Consider the following 17,901-nt stretch of genomic DNA (forward strand, 5'->3'; position numbering starts at 1 on the left):
TGTTTTATTTTTTTGGCCAGGATATTTCGACCCCCTCTGAGCCGATAAATTGCTGAAACTCTTTCAATAATTCCTTATTCTCACGCACCGCCCTTGGTAACACATTTTTATTTTTAGCAAAAGTGATCAACAAACCTGCAGATTCACCGATGTTCCACTCTACGGGATGCAGGCGGAAACAACCATTGGTGATATGCGTGGTGCCGATATTTTTATTAGCAGGTATCAGGTTCTCCATTCTTACAGGCAATAAAGCCCCTAAAGGAATCTGAAAAGGTAAAGATGGAAAGTCTACATAGTTCACCCTGTCGGATGAAGGATGTAAATCAATATGATAATAACCCGTTCCTACACTATCGTAGAAATGTGCTGCTGTAGGCTTGTTGGTTTTAGCGACCGTAGCTCTGTTTTCAAAACCCACATGCTCTTCTAGGACAGTGAAAACAGCTTTAATTCTGCGGGATTCACGGATATAAGGATATTTTGCCAGTCCATCTTCAGTGCCCATGATATCTTTACGCAGGCGTATCCCAGGCCATCCTTTACCTCCATCAGGGCGCGGTGCCTCGGTTTGCATCCAATAAAGAAGCGACAAACTTAATTGTTTGGCACTGTCCACATGTTTGTTGAAATCTTTTTCTGAAGCACCAACCAGGTTACCCAACATATAATCGTTTTGAGGCCAGTTTACAATCGTGATATCGCCTTTGTAGGTTCCTTTTTTAAAATTATCCTTGTTGATGATTTTGCGGTAGTTAAAGAGGTTTAACAAGTCGCCGGTTGGGCGACCTTCAGGATCAAATCCTAAACTCTTCGGTTTTAAAGTTCTGGGATCCGAATAATGCCATGCAAGTAATTTGCCTGCCCATGCAGGTTCTAAATCAGGAACATGTTTGGCCCAGAATTCATAATCACGTGGTTTCTCAATTACATGACGCTCACCGGGTACATAATCTATAGCAAAACACATGGTAAATGCCTGGTTGCTATTTGGATTTGCCTTTTCAGGTGCATGCAATTCATTTGTCTGCTTTTTTGATTCCGTGCCGGTAATAAACTCAGTTCCTGTCAACGGCAATAAATCTCCAAGCTCTGTAGCATCGACAAAGTAAGGTGCGGTTAACAATTTCATTTTACCCGACCTTAATTCTTTTACCATCACCGAATTTACCTTATTCCCTTTGGCGTCAGCCGACTGGATTTTATGTTCCAGCAATAGGACAAGCTTTTTGGAGCTGATGTATGGAGCGAGCATATCATTTAGTACCGCAACTGCTACCCTTGGTTCATGACACAAACGCGATACCGTTCCTTTGCCGGGATTTAGCACAGGGTCATTCTTGGCTTCAGCTGTTAAGGGATAATTACGCTTATAATACTCACGGACAGCAGTTCTAAAATCACGGTATAATTGTGTGCCACCATGGGTTTCTATCCACATGTGTTCGTCAGGAGGTACCCCCTGGCTTGTAATTTGTCCGCCGAGCCAATCTGTTTCTTCAGTAAGAATTACGGTCTGGTTATTTCGCAATGCAGCCATTGCCGCAGCAAAGCCACCTAAGCCGCCACCAATAATGACTACATCAGCAGTTAAACTTTCCTGACCTTTTGCGGTGGTCGAACTTTTAACTTCTGCGAGGGCTTTTGCCGGAAGATTCACTAGAGATGCGGTAACAACTGCTCCACCAGTAACGGTGAGCAGCTCAATAAAATTTCTACGTTTCATTTAGGTGTGTTCTTGTTTTTGAATAGGCCGTATCATAGGTCAAATTGCACCTATGATACGGCTTTATGTGTTATTTATGCTAATCGAGGTTATTTAATTCCAACCCTCGTTTTGAGTAAGATTAGGATTGATATCACGTTCAGCCTGCGGCACAGGAAGTAAATTTAACCTCGGAAACCAAAAGCGGGTTTCCCTGGTAAAACGTTGATCAAGTTGATTTGTGTAATTTGGTATACTATTCAAATCATGTATTGCGCTAGTTTTAAAATTTGGTACCGGCGGTAAGGCTGTTCCACTTTTGGAAATTCCAACTACTTTCCCAGGCATGATCAATTCAGCGATACCCCATCGGCGCACATCGAACCATCGGAAGCCTTCCACAGCCAATTCTACCGTACGCTCTCTTCTGATCAATTTGCGCAATGCATTCTGGTCGTTCTGAATGGCAGCTTCCACGGCTGGTTGTTTTGCCCTTGCCCTCACTAAGTTAATCGCTTGAATCGTTTGCGCATCGATGGTATTGCTCTCTATACTCGCTTCGGCATAGGTCAATAAGATCTCCGCATAGCGCATTAAAATGAAACTCACCTTTGATGCAAATGCATTCTCATCTGTCATGGTGTATTTAGACCATAAATAGCCAACACCGCTTTTTGCTGGTCCGAAGGCGTTATCAAAGTCTAAATTAGTTCCCACCGCCCAGGTACCATTTGCGCCTCTAATCTGCGTTTTATTGCTGTAGATATCATATACAAAAGTGGCAAGGTTCATGGACACGGTATCCCCAGGAAGGGCAACCGTATACTTTAATCTTAAATCACGTTTCTCACGTGGTTTTTGAGGATTATAAACAGCTGATTCATCAATACGTTTACCATCCGTTGCTTCAAACATATCTACCAGAGGCTGCGCAGGGAACCTGCCCGATTGTCCGCCGGCAGTTCTCGAAGCGTTACCCAATGGTAAGTTGGTACGTGCTGATACTTCAGCATCCGTGTATAAAATCTCAAACATGATCTCACCACCGGCATTAGGCTTCTGACCACTGCGGGTAAACAGATCTTTAAATTGCGGGTTTAGACTTAAGTTGGCGTTATCGATAATTTGTTTGGCTGTTGTTTTTGCCAAGGGATATTCTTTGTTATTAAGTGCCGTACGGGCTTTTAATCCCAATGCGATGGCGCGGCTCACCCTTCCACGTTCGGTCGGTGCCCAGGCCAGTACTGCACCAGCTTCATCCAGTTCCTTGTAAATAAAACTAACCAATTCTGCTTTTGGTGTGCGTACCTGTGTCTTAAACTCAGCTGGAGTAAGGGTTTTCGTAATCAAAGGCGCATCACCAAACATAAACACCAGGTAATGATAAGCCCAGGCCCTCAATACGCGTGTTTCAGCATGCATACGGTCATAGGCTGCTGCAGGAATCTTGTCTCTATTCGGCTCCATTCCTTCTAAAATGGTATTGGCACGTTGAACCGTAATATAGGCTTGCCTCCAGATACTGAGAGGATGAGAATTATAAGTATCAAAGATTCCCTCTCCTAAATCATTTGCCCTTAAAATGGCAAGATCCGTCCAGGCATCTGTTGCCGATTGGTAAGGCACCAGGCCAAAATCCCAGTTAACAGAGCGGTAAAGGGCGTTCAGGGAAACATTTACTGCTTTCTCATTCGTTAAAAATGTTCCTTGGGAAGGACTTTCCAGCGGTTCTTTATCTAAAAATTTCTTACATCCACTTGTAATTGCTAAAGAAAAACACAAGCAGGTGATATATAATATCTTATTCTTTCTCATTTTCTTAAAAATTAACGTTTAAACCAACAGTATAAGTGGTCATGATCGGATAAAACTCTCCAGCTGTATCTCTTTGTTCAGGATCAAATCCAGGGAAATAGTTGCTCCATGTTTTTAAATTCTGCCCACTCACATAAATCCTTGCAGAAGCAATCTTAATTTTATTAGTTACTGCTGCAGGCAAGGTATAGCCCAATACCACATTTTTTAAGCGCAGAAATGAAGCGTCACCCATCCAGTAGGAAGAAGTCTGGTAATTATTGGTGTTGCTGTTAGCCGTTAATCGAGGATAAGCGGCAGTTGTATTTTCCGGCGACCAGTAATCCATCTGGTGTTCAAACATACTACCCTGGAAACTTGCCGAATAGAAGGGTTGTGTGCCCGTGCCTGACAGGTAATTTTCCATTTGTCCTACACCTTGAAAAAAGGCTGTAAAATCAAATCCTTTGAATTGTGCAGCAAGGTTAAAGCTATATTCATAACGAGGGAAATAGTTTCCCAGAACGGCGCGGTCATTGGCATCGATCTTATTATCGCCATTGATATCCTGGTACCTGATATCACCTGGTTTGGTGGTTGCATAATGAAATGGCCCGTTATCTATCTCTGCCTGGGTTTGGAATAAACCATCAGCCTGGTAACCGTAATAAGATTCAAAGGCATATCCCTCTTTTGAAATCCGGGATCCAGCGATCTTTTCCTGCCCTTTAAGGTCAGTGATTTCATTTTTAACATCTGATAGATTAGCGGTCAGCTGGTAGCTAAAATCTCTTATTTTGTCTTTCCAGGCTAGGCTTAATTCCCAACCGGTGTTTCTCATGGTCCCCATATTGATGAATGGAGCACCTAAACCTACATAGGCTGGAATAAGATCCGGCTGCAACATATCCGTAATATCCCTTCTGAAATAGTCAGCAGTGATATTCAGCCGGTTATTCATCATGGAGAAATCCGCACCAATATCTAATATTTTAGAGGTTTCCCATTGGATTCCGGGGTTAGCAGCGGTTGTCAATGCATAACCGGAATTCAGGACGTTATTGAAATAATAAGCATAGGCTGACCCTGTGCTATAGTTGGTATAAGTAGGATAATAACCGGATAAAGCCTGGTTTCCAAGAGAACCATAAGATCCCCTGATTTTGGCTTCATTGATCACGTTCGATAAACCACTCCACCAGTCTTCTTTCGATATTCTCCATCCGGCAGATACTGAAGGAAACAGATTCCACCAGTTTTCTTCAATAAAACGTGATGAAGCATCAAAACGGCCATTTAATTCCAAAAGGTATTTTTCTTTATAGTCATAATTGAAACGGCTATAAACGGATGCCATAGTTAATTCGTTGATACCACCAGTCATCGACTGTCCAATGGCATCACCTGCATTGAGGTATGGGAAATCTTCAGAGATTAAATTCAATCTGGTGGCATTCACACCGCCTGTTGACATTTGTTCTGTAGAAAAACCCGCTAATATTTTAAAGTTATGAACGCCAAGGGCTTTGGTATAAGTAGCCTGCGTGCGGAACATGTCTATTTTAGTCTGACCAAAGTTATCAGTGATGGCGTTGTTGAGCGGCCATGACCTGGCGAACTTCAACTGGTTATTCGCCACATCAGCTTCATAGATATCATATTGACCTTGTAACCTCCGGTTACGGGAAACCGCTGAATTTGAACTGTAATTCGCAAGCAATTCTAAACCATCAAGCGGTTTATAGTTTAGCGTTCCGCTGATGATCCGGCTATCAGTGACGAATTTTTCAAATCCTCCGTCTGCTGCCTGTGCTGCAGGGTTGGTATTCGACCAGCCTTCACCCCATTCACCGCCGTCAAATCTTCCCGGCGCAGTGGCTGGCAAACCAAGCATATACCTGATGATAGCCGTTGGCGAAGAGTTTCCAGGCCAGTTGCGGTCACTTTTATTCAATACCAGGTCCATGGAAGCTGATAGCTTACTGGTTAAGGCAACATCGGTATTGAAACGCAGATCTGTCCTTTTGTAATTTGTATTGGCTGTTAATCCATTTTGATCTAAAAACCCGCCCGATGCAAAAATCTTGATCTTTTCTGTGCCGGCGGATACATTGAGGTTATGGTTTTGCATTAATCCATTATTGGTTAATACCAATGCTTTCCAATCTGTATCAAACCGTGAAAAATTATCCGCTCCAAGATTTTGAAATTCTGCAATCTTAGCCGTAAAAGTTAAAGGCAAACCACTGTTGGCCTGTGCTACATCCCAAAGTTGCATGTGCTCTAATGCGGTAACTTTTACCGGTAAATCTACAGCCTCTTGTTTCGTGAAATTTGAATTGTAACTCACTTTTACGCCGTTGCCACCTCTTTTGGTCGTTACTAAAATAACACCATTTGCTGCACGTGATCCATAAACAGCCGATGCTGCTGCATCTTTTAATACCGAAATACTTTCAATGCTGTTAGGATCTATGGCATCCAGGCTCATTTCAACATTGTCGACCAAGACCAGCGGATTGGAACCCGCACTCATGGATCCAACTCCCCTTACACTAATTCCTCCACCATCACCACCGGGAACACCCGATTGTTGCCTGATGGTAACCCCTGGCGCTGCACCCTGTAAAGCAAGGGATGTGGAAGATACAGGACGCTCTGTTAAGGCCTTTCCACTGATCACGGATACGGAACCTGTCAGGTTAACTTTTTTCTGCGTACCATAACCCACTACCACTACTTCACCCAATTGCTCGTTATTTTCTAACAAGGTGACAGTAATGTTTGCGCCACTCCTGGCAGCAATTTCCTGAGTTTGATAGCCCACGAAAGTGAAGACAAGCGTATTGTTTTCTTGTGTGGATGACAGCGTGAAACGCCCGTCATCATTGGTAGTCATCCCGGTTTTTGTCCCCTTTATGGAAACATTAACACCTGGGAGTGGTACTCCCTGCTGATCGACTACTTTTCCGCTGAGCGCTTGAGTCTGCGCCCAAGCGTAAGGTTGTTGCAGGATACTCACAACCAACAAGAGCAAAAAGCTCCATTGCCATTTTTTTGAGATTAATCTCTTCATAAGATTATTGATTAGTATTTAGGTTTAATGTGGTTTGCTGAATTGCGGTCGTGGGTTTATACCCTTTAATGCCATAAAATAATATATAGAGATAGCATGCTAAAGGGAGCATAAATGAAATGATCCAGGTATAATGGTCGATCAATAATCCTTGTGAATAAGAGATGATCGCCCCTCCTGCAATTGCCGTAGATAAAATGCCGGATGCCTTGGTGGTCTGTTTCCCCAAACCTTCTACGGATAAGGAAAAGATAATAGCAAACATGATGGAATTGCATAACCCGATGCCAATCATAGACCATACGGCCAGCATCCCGGTTGTGCTCACGGATAAAACAATTAAAAGGATAGCCAGCGCGGCACTGTAGCTCAGCATCACGGAAGGTTTCAATGATTTCAAAACCAGCGCACCCACCAGGCGGCCCACCAGCATACTTCCCCAATAAAATGCCACATAAGTATTTGCCTGTTCTTCTGCTACCGACAAAACATCGGCGATATAATTGGTTAAAAAAGTTCCGATTGATACTTCCGCTCCTACGTAGCAAAACAATGCCCACACGCCAAATTTGAGGTTGGGAAATGAAAAGATGCTTTTATCTTTTCCGGTATCCGCACCAACGGTTACGTCCCCGGAAGTTTTCACTTGGGGAAGCTTAATCCGGTAAACCACAAAAGCGATGACCACTAATAATACTGCAATACCGATGTAAGGATATTTTACGGCATCACTAGATGAGCTGGAATCATGTAATTTTGATAAAATGAAGTGAGCACCAAACAGCGGGGCGACAGTGGTTCCAATTGAACCTACGCCTTGTATTAAGGTTAACCGGGAGGAGGCTGTTTTTGCCGGACCTAGAACCGTAATATAGGGGTTTGCTGCCACCTGCAGTATCACTATGCCAATTGCCAGGACGAACAAGGCGGCCAGAAATAAATAATATTGATGCATAACGGCTGCAGGGAAAAATAAAAATGCACCGAATGCCGCAATGGAAAATCCCAGTACCATTCCATTTTTATAACCAAGCCTGCTCACTATTTTTCCTGCAGGTATTGACATAATACCATAGGTGAGGAAAAAATAAAATTGAACTAAGGCAGATTGGGAATAAGTTAAAGTAAATCCTTGCTTAAAAAAAGGGACTAATGTATCATTTAAACAGGTAATAAAACCCATCATAAAATACAAAACAGCCAGGGATATTAATGCAGAATTATAATTCGGCTTTACAACAGTAGAAGGTTCTTCTAGAACCGATGCCTGCACAGGGATATTTGCCATATTTTAATTGAATTGATAAATTAAGGGCATAGTTATGCCATGATCTTTACTGATCCTGATGGTAACTAAATGTGTTGATTGAGTTGTAGCTTAATCCACTTTAAAATGTGGAAATAACAAGCTAGGTCGTGAAAGAAGGTAAAGTCATTTCGATAGGTCTGGGTTTAATTGGTTAGGTTGATTGTGGTTCAATAGTTAAATATAATAAAATATTTTAAAAACGTAATACACTTAAATTTAATTTATTAATAACGCATCCCGTGTTTTATTTTGAAAAAGGTCAGGCGCTTAACCTAACCTTTTTTTGTTTCGTATTTTACTTTCCAGGCAGCATCGCTTTAATAGCTATTTTCGCCTCGCCGTTTATTTTAGATTCTTTAGAGATTTCCCAAAGACTTTGATTTTTTTGTTGCAAGGCTAATGTAGTAACGATCCAGCTTTGAGTCCAGCCAGTTAACGTTCCCCATGCGCCCCATCCTGCATCGGCATTAGAAGCCCAATATTCCCAGCGTTTATAGTCGAAAGCCCTGAACCATCCGCCATCCAGATCCGGATGAACTTTACTGTCCACTTGTATCCTGACTAAAAAGTCAGCTATTTTATTTACCGCATCCTTATATTTGATATCACCGGTTGCTGCCGCTGCTTCATTAAGGGCAAAAAAGCCGAAATTAGTAGTATATAACATATCAGCTACAGGATCACCATTGACAGCAATCAACGGAGCCTCGTGCTTACCATAATCAGCGTTAGATTTTGTAGCCCCATATCGTCCATCACCTGCCGCGCCAAGCTCCTCGCGAATTGCACCACTTGAGTCCATATTTTCTAATAACCTGTCGGCAATTAAGGCTAACCACTGTCTGTGCTGCGGAGTATCTTCCACACGTACTAACCAGGCTAAAGGCAAGATCATCCTGGCTCTTTCCTGTTGAATGCCATTTGTCCACTTCCAGCTCGGGTATTTTTCCATGGTTAGCGCAATCGCTTTCTTTGATTGATCAAGGAAAGGCTTGTGACCCGTTTTATCATATAACCAAAGATAACAGGCCCACATCCAGGCTTCAAAATGCGGATGAGGATTGACCATATCATTATCATTGATCGCTTGTAAGCCTGCCTTTATCAGGTTGGCTTGCTCCAAACGTTCTCCACGAAATCCGTTTTTACCTGATGTCCTGAAATTTGCAATGATCGCTTCAGCAATATATTTATCCCAGCTTCCATCTTTTAAATGTGCTGCCGCACCCAAAGCGCCCAGTATTACACGGGCATTATCGTCACCATATAAAACATGTGGATGGGTGGTACTCCAGCCAACTAAGCCATAAGCAGCAGAAGCTGGATCGTTTCTTTGATCTCCCCGAAGGTTTGATTTTTTAAAAATATAATCCAGCAGATTTGCTGCAACCTGCCTTTGTTTGGCAGAGGTATCACTTACCGCGCTTAAGGCATAAGCCACTTCTGCATTACAATCTGCACGCATCCAATACCTGTATATTTGCGAACCATCCATCTGTATGCGGGAAAGATGCCCTTCAAGCACACCTAAAGTTCCATCGCCAACTGGCAATGTCTGACTTAAAGGAGGCCCGGCAACATCACTTCCATCACCTTGTCTTTTTAGAAAAAGTGGTTCCCACTCTGGATGGACGAAAAATTTACCTTTATAAAACCAGTCTGTTCCTTTTTGAATGGCATTCTTATAATCGTTTTCAGAAAGTTTCCCTGCAGCCTCATGCATCGGTTTAACTTGTAGAGGCCAGTTTGGAAACTGCCAGTTAACCGATGGATCAAGGTATTTAAAAATATACTGCCATACCGGTTTCAGGTGATCGACCGGCCCGAACCTGGAAGTAACTGATGCACTTAAACGCGTGGTTGCGACCAGCACATTACCCTGCTTAAATAATAATGGCGCTGGCTTAACATCACTGATGCCGTACTGCGCGTTATCAAAACCAGCAACTTTAGCAACGATGATCAGCGGGTTTTTAGCTGTCGACTCTACCACGTAAGCATTGTGAATGCCGATCAGGTCTAAAGAATCAATTCCATTGATCTGACTGGTATTGATAACAGCTCTTTCCAATTGGGTTTTAACCGTATCATTTCCAATAGACAAGTCTGTATAAGACTGCGGGAATTCTATAAAAACCTTTAATTTCTTTTTTGCAATCATTTCACGCACCCCTTTTGCAAAGGAAAAGCGCTTCTGCGGATAGTCATTAGCAACAAACAACACACCTGACCCATTTTTTGCCGCCTTTACCGCAGCTAACTGGTCAGGAATGTTCCTGTAATTAAAATTATTTGCCTTTAAAATTGCTGCGATATCATTGCTGCCATCTGAGCAGATGATCATGTTCGTATTTCTCCCTTGTGCGTTAGATTTCTCTACACTAAAGATGATCAGGAGAATAAAAAAGAGGCTCCTTGTAAGTCTTTTCATTCAGGTAATATTTGGTTATATGGTATAGGTTTATTGCAAAATCTTTACTTTAGTCAACGTAGTTAACTACCCCTCACGAAATTCCTTCTAAACAAACATATTAAAATTATTTTATAAGTCGTTAAGAATTACTTAATAATGTTAATAAAATTTAGCGATGTGATGGAAGGCCTGAATCAGTCCAATCAACGGATCTTTTTGACATATAACTCGTCAACCAGGATGATGACAATCACCAGTAAAGGCACTGCGAGTATAATGCCTAAGGCACCAGACAAAGTCCCCATAATGACCTGACTCACAATAGTTAATGCCGGAGGTAATTTGATAATTCTTTCCTGTATAATAGGTGTAATGATACTGCTTACAATAGTTTGTGATACAATATATATTAAGGCAGTGATTATCGCTGTATTTGTTCCTATTGTGAGGGCCAGCAACACACCGGGAATCATGGCCGCTAAAGATCCAAAATTGGGGATAAGCTTGAGGATGCCGGTCAGTAAGCCTAAAACAAGCGCTACAGGGATACCCATAATGGTTAACCCGATCGTGATTAAAATGGTGATCAGGATCATCGCAATTACGGTTCCTTTTAACCAGCCTTTTAAATCATGGCTGATGCGTTCCATGATGTTTCTTACAAAGAGTTTGTTTCTGGAGGGAATCAGTTTCAATATCCCTTCCTTATAAAGATTTGGATTGGCCGTAAAAAAAATTCCCAGCAGGATGATGATGTATAGGTTTCCCATTACCCCGAAACTGGTGCTAAAAAAACGTTGTGCCGTATTAAATAATTTCTCAGAATTCTCTCCAGAAAGATAATTCAGTACCTTAAGACCTGTGGGTGTTTCAGCAAGCCTCAACTTCACATCGTTTACGGTATTGGGCAAAGTGTCGTTTAATATGGAAATCTGGTTTTGTATTTTGGTTCCCATGAACCACATCAGTAAGCCTATAAAGACAAAAGATCCACCAATCGACAAAAGCATGCTCAACCTTCTCCCTAAATTGGTGTTCCTTTGTATGGCATCTCCAACACCATGAAAATATAAGGCAACCAGGGAGCCGGCTAGCACCATCAGCAGCACATTAAAAGCAACCCTCGCAATAAGGATAAATACCACTAATAAGGCTACTATAATTACAGTCTGCCAGACTTTTTGAATATAAGTTAATTCCTTTTTCGTCGTTTTTTCAGTTGGCGGATTGTTTTCTAAGATCATTTCTGGTAGAGGTCACGGAAAGATTATAACAAATTCCGAATACCTATTGTTTTTAACCACCAGCTACATTTTTTCGGTTAATTCCGGATTAAGTAAACTCACATGCCCCTTTGATTCCGGGGCGAAAATACGATGAAGATGTTGCCTGTAACGTTCCAGGTCTTTCACGATAGCAGCATTTTTCTCCACATCATAAAAGTGGATACTCTCTAAAGGCTGCATTCCTGTAAAAGCATTCATGCGGTGGAAACCAAACAAAGGGCCTTGATCAACACTGTGCTGGTTGAAGAATTCACCAGGCAAAGTAAATGCGGTTTCGGGAGCATTCCATGAAGAAGTAACCATGTACCTGCGACCATGCAAAGTACCTCCAGTACCATAATTAATTGCTGGATTTGCAGCTGACCTGCCGTCACTGCGATAAATACCTTTTTGATGTCCTTCGGTAAAAACCACATCTAAGTACTTCTTCAGACCATGCGGTACTTGGAACCACCATATGGGGGTATGGTAAATTACGACATCAGCCCAGACATAATTTTCTACTTCCTGCTGGGGATCATAACTTTTGTTGATATCCGTTGATCGAATCTCGTATCCAGGGCTTTTACTAAAAAATTGCTGTGTAGCTTCAAACAGGGTTTTGTTAAAAAGGCCACCAGAGTGTTCAAAGATCTGGCCTCCATTAATTATAAATATTCTTTCTGGTTGATTCATATCCTATCGTTTTCTTATTTTATGATGAAATGATCATGAGCAACCTGCTATCCTGATCACTGCAAAAATACGGGGCGCCTTCTTATAATTAAAATAAGATAAGTTATACCTTTACATCATAATAATGATGACAAAATATGGTAAATCTCGAATGGTTCAGAACATTTAAAGCGATATATGAGACAGGCTCACTTACCGGTGCAGCTGAATTACTTTACATTTCGCAGCCAGGGGTAAGCTTACATTTAGGTTCTTTAGAAGCGTATGTAGGCCATAAATTATTTGACCGTTCCTCCAGAAAAATGGTGTCAACCGAAAGAGGCAAAGTGTTGTATAATTTTATCCAGGAAGCAGTTTGCAAACTGGAAGAAGCAGAGCAGCACTTCCACAAAAGCACGGAAAAAGAAATGGCAACCATCAGCATCGGGATGTGTTTTGAAACTTTTCAATTTACACTGGAATCTTATCTCCCTACCCTCCCGTTTAACGTCATCATTAAATTTGGTGATTACCCGGAAATGTTAAAAGACCTCGACAATGGCATACTTGACCTCATCATTACGCCGCAAAAAGGTGATTATAAAAATTTAGTATACAAACCTTTTTTCAAGGAAAAAATAATTGTTATTGGTGGCGTGCATACGGCGACCGATGATTTGGCGCAATTTTTAAAAGATAAAGATCTTGGAGCCATACAGCAGTGGTTGAGGCAACAAACCTGGTATGGTACAACAGGCGACATGGAACACCTGAGAAGGTTTTGGCATATTAACTTTGGAAAACGCCCGGATTTTAAACCAAATTATATCGTTCCCAATATGAGTTCCATTGTTCGCTGTTTGAGCAGTGGACATGGCATTGCGGTGGTCCCCGATTTTTTGTCAAAAAAAGAAATTAGCAGTGGAAATATCAAAGTGATATGGGAAGGCTACCATACGATTGAAAACACACTCTATTTGGGGACCAGGAAAAAAACAATTTATGCAGAAGAATTAAGACAAATAGAAGAAATCTTTGTGAAGGAAATGGCAACTGATGCGCCTGCCAGCTCAGCCCGGATTATTTAATTAACAAACTTAATTAAAACTATAAATATCACTTTTACAGCTTCAAATTACAACCAATATCTTTATAAACCAAAACATTTAATAAGTATTTGTTAACATTATTTTTAAAAAAAATAATATTTTTATTGAACGGGTACTTGTATATTAGACTTAATTATACAGAAATGTACAGACCAGGGATTCAACAGATGTTTAACCTTTTAAATATGTAACAAATGCTCTTTAACTCCATCAATTTCGCCTTTTTTTTACCTGTTGTCTTTGCGCTCTATTGGTTTATTTTGCAAAAAAATCTTAAACTTCAAAACTTCTTATTATTAGGTGCCAGTTATTTCTTCTATGCCTGTTGGGATTGGCGGTTCCTGTTTTTGTTAATCTTTTCAACGGTATTAGATTATTATACGGGCATTAAAATAGCAGAAGCAACAAAAGTAAGACTAAAGAAGTTTTGGTTCTGGCTGAGTGTTTCTGTTAACCTGGGCTTTCTGGGTGTATTTAAATACTTCAATTTCTTTTCTGAATCTTTTGCAGAAGCGTTATCCAATGTGGGCCTGCAAGTCAATCCATGGACATTAAATGTTATTTTACCTATCGGTATTTCTTTCTATACGTTCCACGGACTGTCTTATGTGATCGATATCTATAAAGAAAAGATTAAACCCGAAAAGGATTTTATAGACTATTCCCTCTTTGTGAGTTTTTTCCCCCTACTGGTGGCTGGCCCCATTGAGCGGGCGACACATCTTTTACCCCAAATTAAAAGAAAGCGAACGTTTGATTATTCAAGGGCCGTTGATGGACTGAGGCAAATATTGTGGGGTTTATTTAAAAAAATCGTTATTGCTGATAATTGTGCCTATTTCGCAAACATCATTTTTGACAATCCAGCTGAGCAGTCTGGCAGCACATTAGTTCTTGGAGCACTGTTCTTTACCTTCCAGATTTACGGAGATTTTTCCGGCTATTCTGATATCGCCCTCGGTACCGCCCGTCTGTTTGGAATTGAATTATTAAAGAACTTCTCCTTCCCCTATTTTTCCAGGGATATTGCGGAATTCTGGCGAAGATGGCACATCTCCCTGTCCAGCTGGTTCAGGGATTATGTATATATCCCTTGCGGGGGCAGCAGAGGGGGCAACTGGATGAAAGTCCGCAATACCTTTATCATATTTTTCCTCAGCGGTTTCTGGCATGGTGCAAACTGGACGTTTATCATTTGGGGATTATTAAATGCCCTTTATATCATGCCATCCATATTGTTGAACACCAACAGAAGTAATTTAGATATTGTGGCGAAGGGCAAATTACTGCCTTCACTGAAGGATTTCCTGCAGATTTTACTCACCTTTTCTTTAACGGTATTTGCCTGGATATTCTTCAGGGCTACTGATCTTGCCCATGCTTTTCAATATATCGGGGGCATATTTTCTGCTTCCTTATTCCATATGCCAGTGCTGCCGGAATCAGCCTTTATTATTTTGTTGCTGGTCGCCCTGTTTTTCGTCGTTGAATGGTTTGGAAGAGAAGGAAATTTTGCAATCAGCAAGATTTCAATATTTCCTACATCGGTTAGCTGGTCGGTATATTTTGGACTCATTGTGCTCATGTTCATCTTCCAGGGAAAAGAACAGGCATTTATTTACTTTCAATTTTAAAACACCATGCAAAGATTTATCATCAGGATACTCATTTTCATCACATTTATCACCATTGCAGGGGAGCTTATTGTTAGGGTCTTTCAACTTACGCCTGACATACCACACTTATACGTTGACCATACCGGCATACAACGGTACATTCCGGGGCAAACGGGCTACTATTCTAAGGCAAATTCAAAATGGGAGGTGAACAACTACGGCTGGCTGGGGATCGCTGATGTTGAAAATGACTCCATCATTTCCATCATTGGGGATTCCTTTATAGAAAACATGATGAACCCCATCTCCTGCAATCAAGGCAGCATTCTTAAATCTTATTTCAAGGATTTCGGATTCTTTGAAGCAGGCAGATCGGGCGTCACTTTTATTGAGGCCATGCAGATCACAAAATTACTGGACTCGACGATTAAGCCAAAGATGCATCTTATTTATATTGCTGAGGATGATTTCTATGAAAGTGATGCTACTTACCGGTTCAAAGATAGAATGCAGCTGAACCTCACCAGCAATACCATTGTAAATGGTGAACTGAAAGCCCCCGGGATAAAAAGAGTTTTATACAACTGTAAAGTATTATACTATTTATATTTAAGGTTCCCTTTGTTCGTGGATAGTAAAAACAAAGAATCCCATACCACCACCACAGAAGTAAAGACGAAGGAAGTGGATGTAAAAAGCATAAACAGCATCCTTGAATTCTGCATGAAAAACTATGAACTTGAAAAAATAGTATTGGTATTACATCCGGGCACATCCAAAACAGTAGAAACCATGGTCAACAATGCAGGTTTCAAGTCTATTACCTTAAATACTGCAGGTGATGAAAAAAGCTGGACGGTGAGCAGCGTTGATGGCCACTGGTCTTGTTATGGCCACCATCAGGTGGCTAAACAAATCCGTGCCTACCTGACGACTCACATCAAATTAAATTCAACAAAATTAAAGATGGCACTCAACAAATAAAAACAGAAAGTGGGGGCTTTTGGTTGTTATAAGTCAATCAATATGTACTTATACAATATGGCCACTTCAGAAGAGGAGAAATTAAAAACTACCGCATTTTATACTGAGGTTCTAAAGGTTCTCCAACAAAATGGTTTAAACTTTATGCTTGGTGGTGGCTTTGCCATGTACCACTACACAGGAATTGAACGAGACATCAAAGATCTGGATATCTTTTGTAAGGCTTCAGAATATCCAAAGATGCTGAAGCTGCTTGCCGAGAAAGGATTTCAGACTGAACTTACAGATGTGCGGTGGCTCGCCAAAATAATAAAGGATGGAAATTATATTGATATCATTTTTGACACAGTAAACAATATTTGCAAAGTAGATGATTCCTGGTATCAGCATGCTGCTGAGGGCGAGTACGAGGGGATTTCCATTAAATATGTTCCCGCTGAAGAACTCACCTGGTGCAAGCTTTATGTGCAGAACCGCGAAAGATACGATGGTGCTGATGTTAACCACCTTCTGTTAAAATATGGAAAGACGCTGGATTGGGACCGGCTGCTCTTTAGAATGGATCAGCACTGGCACTTGTTACTCGCACAACTGCTGATCTTCCAGTTTGTTTATCCTGCAGATTACCGGGAAATCATTCCCCAATGGTTGTTTGACGATTTAATCGAAAGAGCCAAAGAACAATATGACCTCCCCTCCTGCGTAGAAAAAGTCTGTCGTGGTCCAGTTATTGATCAAACTCAATATGAGGTTGATATAAAACTATGGAATTATAAGGTAAGTACGATAAAAACTACTTAACGATGGAAGACTCACAACATAAACCAATTAGAATAGCCGCAATGGCCGACCTGCATGTCAGGGAAACCGATAAGGGTAAATGGGTTGATTGTTTTAAACAAATTGGGGCCAGTGCCGATATCCTGGTTATCGCCGGCGACCTCACCGATACTGGTGATGAAGGCGAAGCTGCCGTATTGATTGAAGAATTAAAACCATGTTCTATTCCCATTGTGTGTGTGCTTGGCAATCACGATTATGAAAAAGGCCGGCACAAACTTATCCGGCAGATGCTGATCAACAGCAATATCCATGTGCTTGATGGAGAATCTATTGTTATTAAGGGCATAGGCTTCGCCGGAGTGAAAGGATTTGGTGGCGGCTTTGATAAGCACATGCTGTCGATGTTTGGCGAAGGTGCAATGAAAGCCTTTGTACAGGAAGCAGTGGATGAAGCGCTTCACCTGGATCGTGCCCTTGCGCGGTTAGATCAAGAAAATGAGCAGATAAAAAAGATTGCCATTATGCATTATTCGCCAGTTTCTGAAACGGTTAAAGGTGAACCGGAAATCATTTTTCCCTTCCTTGGCTCTTCCAGACTTGCAGAACCCCTGACCAGGAGAAATGTAATGGCAGCATTTCACGGCCATGCACATTCAGGTACCCTTGAAGGCCAGGCTCCCGGCGGCGTAAAAATATTCAATGTCGCACGCCCCATTCTTTTAAAAAGCGGTCACCCCTGTGGTTTCTTTACACTTGAAGTTTGATTCAATTCATCCGTTGACATTTGTCAATAACCATTAGTTTTTGCCGTTAATCCGCTGACAGGCGTCATTCTGCTGTTGACATTTGTCAATTAACCGAGGAATTACTGCTGAAGTCAGGAAAAGTCTCAATTATTAGATAAAGCTGTACAGCATGGTTAATTTAAGCTTAAGGTTTAGGCATGGAAAACTTGAAAACGGTGAATGGCTAACAGAGGCCTGCGCCGGACCTGCTACCGACCTCGTAGCGGAAATCCGGTAGTTGGCCGAAGTCAAACCCCTGCTGGATCAAGCCTTGGTACAACCCATTTTTAAGGATTCTTTTATGGATAGGCAAATCATGCTTAAGCTATCCTCAATGATTGAATAAGGGATTAAAAACCAGGTAAAAAGAAAGGGCCTGTCTTCATG

12 protein-coding genes are annotated in these 17,901 nt (G+C 41.4%); 5 read left to right on the forward strand and 7 right to left on the reverse strand.

Going from position 1 to position 17,901, the window contains the following annotated elements:
* Window positions 1-4: 4 nt before the first annotated feature.
* From WG905_RS17390 to WG905_RS17420, 7 genes are all read right to left on the reverse strand, one after another.
* On the reverse strand, window positions 5-1,726 hold the full coding sequence (locus tag WG905_RS17390) for an FAD-dependent oxidoreductase (RefSeq protein ID WP_339593025.1): 1,722 nt from the start codon (window positions 1,724-1,726) through the stop codon (window positions 5-7).
* Window positions 1,727-1,819: 93 nt separating this feature from the next.
* Window positions 1,820-3,520, reverse strand: a complete 1,701-nt coding sequence (locus tag WG905_RS17395; protein WP_339593026.1) for a RagB/SusD family nutrient uptake outer membrane protein — start codon at window positions 3,518-3,520, stop codon at window positions 1,820-1,822.
* 4 nt (window positions 3,521-3,524) lie between these two features.
* Window positions 3,525-6,575, reverse strand: coding sequence for a SusC/RagA family TonB-linked outer membrane protein (locus WG905_RS17400; protein ID WP_339593027.1), 3,051 nt, complete (start codon window positions 6,573-6,575; stop codon window positions 3,525-3,527).
* 4 nt (window positions 6,576-6,579) lie between these two features.
* Window positions 6,580-7,863, reverse strand: coding sequence for a sugar MFS transporter (locus WG905_RS17405; protein ID WP_339593028.1), 1,284 nt, complete (start codon window positions 7,861-7,863; stop codon window positions 6,580-6,582).
* 316 nt (window positions 7,864-8,179) lie between these two features.
* A complete protein-coding gene (locus WG905_RS17410; RefSeq protein ID WP_339593029.1) occupies window positions 8,180-10,315 on the reverse strand; it encodes a hypothetical protein in 2,136 nt (711 codons plus the stop codon).
* 185 nt (window positions 10,316-10,500) lie between these two features.
* Window positions 10,501-11,541 carry an AI-2E family transporter gene (locus tag WG905_RS17415; RefSeq protein ID WP_339593030.1) on the reverse strand — a complete coding sequence of 347 codons (1,041 nt, stop codon included), beginning with the start codon at window positions 11,539-11,541 and terminating at the stop codon, window positions 10,501-10,503.
* A 63-nt stretch (window positions 11,542-11,604) separates the two neighbouring features.
* Window positions 11,605-12,258, reverse strand: coding sequence for an NAD(P)H-dependent oxidoreductase (locus tag WG905_RS17420; protein ID WP_339593031.1), 654 nt, complete (start codon window positions 12,256-12,258; stop codon window positions 11,605-11,607).
* Window positions 12,259-12,395: 137 nt separating this feature from the next.
* On the opposite strand from WG905_RS17420, the gene WG905_RS17425 reads away from it, so the two are divergent.
* The 5 genes from WG905_RS17425 to WG905_RS17445 all read left to right on the forward strand — a co-directional run bounded on the left by WG905_RS17425 (window position 12,396) and on the right by WG905_RS17445 (window position 17,493).
* Entirely contained in the window at window positions 12,396-13,325 is a 930-nt protein-coding gene (locus WG905_RS17425; RefSeq protein WP_339593032.1) for a LysR family transcriptional regulator, read from the forward strand.
* A 215-nt stretch (window positions 13,326-13,540) separates the two neighbouring features.
* Complete coding sequence (locus WG905_RS17430) at window positions 13,541-14,980, forward strand: MBOAT family O-acyltransferase (protein WP_339593033.1); 1,440 nt, start codon at window positions 13,541-13,543, stop codon at window positions 14,978-14,980.
* Window positions 14,981-14,986: 6 nt separating this feature from the next.
* Complete coding sequence (locus tag WG905_RS17435; RefSeq protein WP_339593034.1) at window positions 14,987-15,946, forward strand: hypothetical protein; 960 nt, start codon at window positions 14,987-14,989, stop codon at window positions 15,944-15,946.
* Window positions 15,947-15,988: 42 nt separating this feature from the next.
* Entirely contained in the window at window positions 15,989-16,747 is a 759-nt protein-coding gene (locus WG905_RS17440; RefSeq protein ID WP_339593035.1) for a nucleotidyltransferase, read from the forward strand.
* A 2-nt stretch (window positions 16,748-16,749) separates the two neighbouring features.
* Window positions 16,750-17,493, forward strand: coding sequence for a metallophosphoesterase family protein (locus WG905_RS17445; RefSeq protein ID WP_339593036.1), 744 nt, complete (start codon window positions 16,750-16,752; stop codon window positions 17,491-17,493).
* Window positions 17,494-17,901 lie beyond the last annotated feature (408 nt).

Origin of the sequence: Pedobacter immunditicola (assembly GCF_037482985.1) — a bacterium.
Classification (GTDB): Bacteria; Bacteroidota; Bacteroidia; order Sphingobacteriales; family Sphingobacteriaceae; genus Pedobacter; species Pedobacter immunditicola.

What these genes read in the sequence shown, in the direction of transcription:
- WG905_RS17410 (WP_339593029.1), bottom strand. Translation starts at nt 10,315, where the DNA reads ATGAAAAGACTTACAAGGAGCCTCTTTTTTATTCTCCTGATCATCTTT.
- WG905_RS17440 (WP_339593035.1), top strand. Translation starts at nt 15,989, where the DNA reads ATGTACTTATACAATATGGCCACTTCAGAAGAGGAGAAATTAAAAACT.
- WG905_RS17400 (WP_339593027.1), bottom strand. Translation starts at nt 6,575, where the DNA reads ATGAAGAGATTAATCTCAAAAAAATGGCAATGGAGCTTTTTGCTCTTG.
- WG905_RS17405 (WP_339593028.1), bottom strand. Translation starts at nt 7,863, where the DNA reads ATGGCAAATATCCCTGTGCAGGCATCGGTTCTAGAAGAACCTTCTACT.
- WG905_RS17395 (WP_339593026.1), bottom strand. Translation starts at nt 3,520, where the DNA reads ATGAGAAAGAATAAGATATTATATATCACCTGCTTGTGTTTTTCTTTA.
- WG905_RS17445 (WP_339593036.1), top strand. Translation starts at nt 16,750, where the DNA reads ATGGAAGACTCACAACATAAACCAATTAGAATAGCCGCAATGGCCGAC.
- WG905_RS17420 (WP_339593031.1), bottom strand. Translation starts at nt 12,258, where the DNA reads ATGAATCAACCAGAAAGAATATTTATAATTAATGGAGGCCAGATCTTT.
- WG905_RS17425 (WP_339593032.1), top strand. Translation starts at nt 12,396, where the DNA reads ATGGTAAATCTCGAATGGTTCAGAACATTTAAAGCGATATATGAGACA.
- WG905_RS17430 (WP_339593033.1), top strand. Translation starts at nt 13,541, where the DNA reads ATGCTCTTTAACTCCATCAATTTCGCCTTTTTTTTACCTGTTGTCTTT.
- WG905_RS17390 (WP_339593025.1), bottom strand. Translation starts at nt 1,726, where the DNA reads ATGAAACGTAGAAATTTTATTGAGCTGCTCACCGTTACTGGTGGAGCA.
- WG905_RS17435 (WP_339593034.1), top strand. Translation starts at nt 14,987, where the DNA reads ATGCAAAGATTTATCATCAGGATACTCATTTTCATCACATTTATCACC.
- WG905_RS17415 (WP_339593030.1), bottom strand. Translation starts at nt 11,541, where the DNA reads ATGATCTTAGAAAACAATCCGCCAACTGAAAAAACGACGAAAAAGGAA.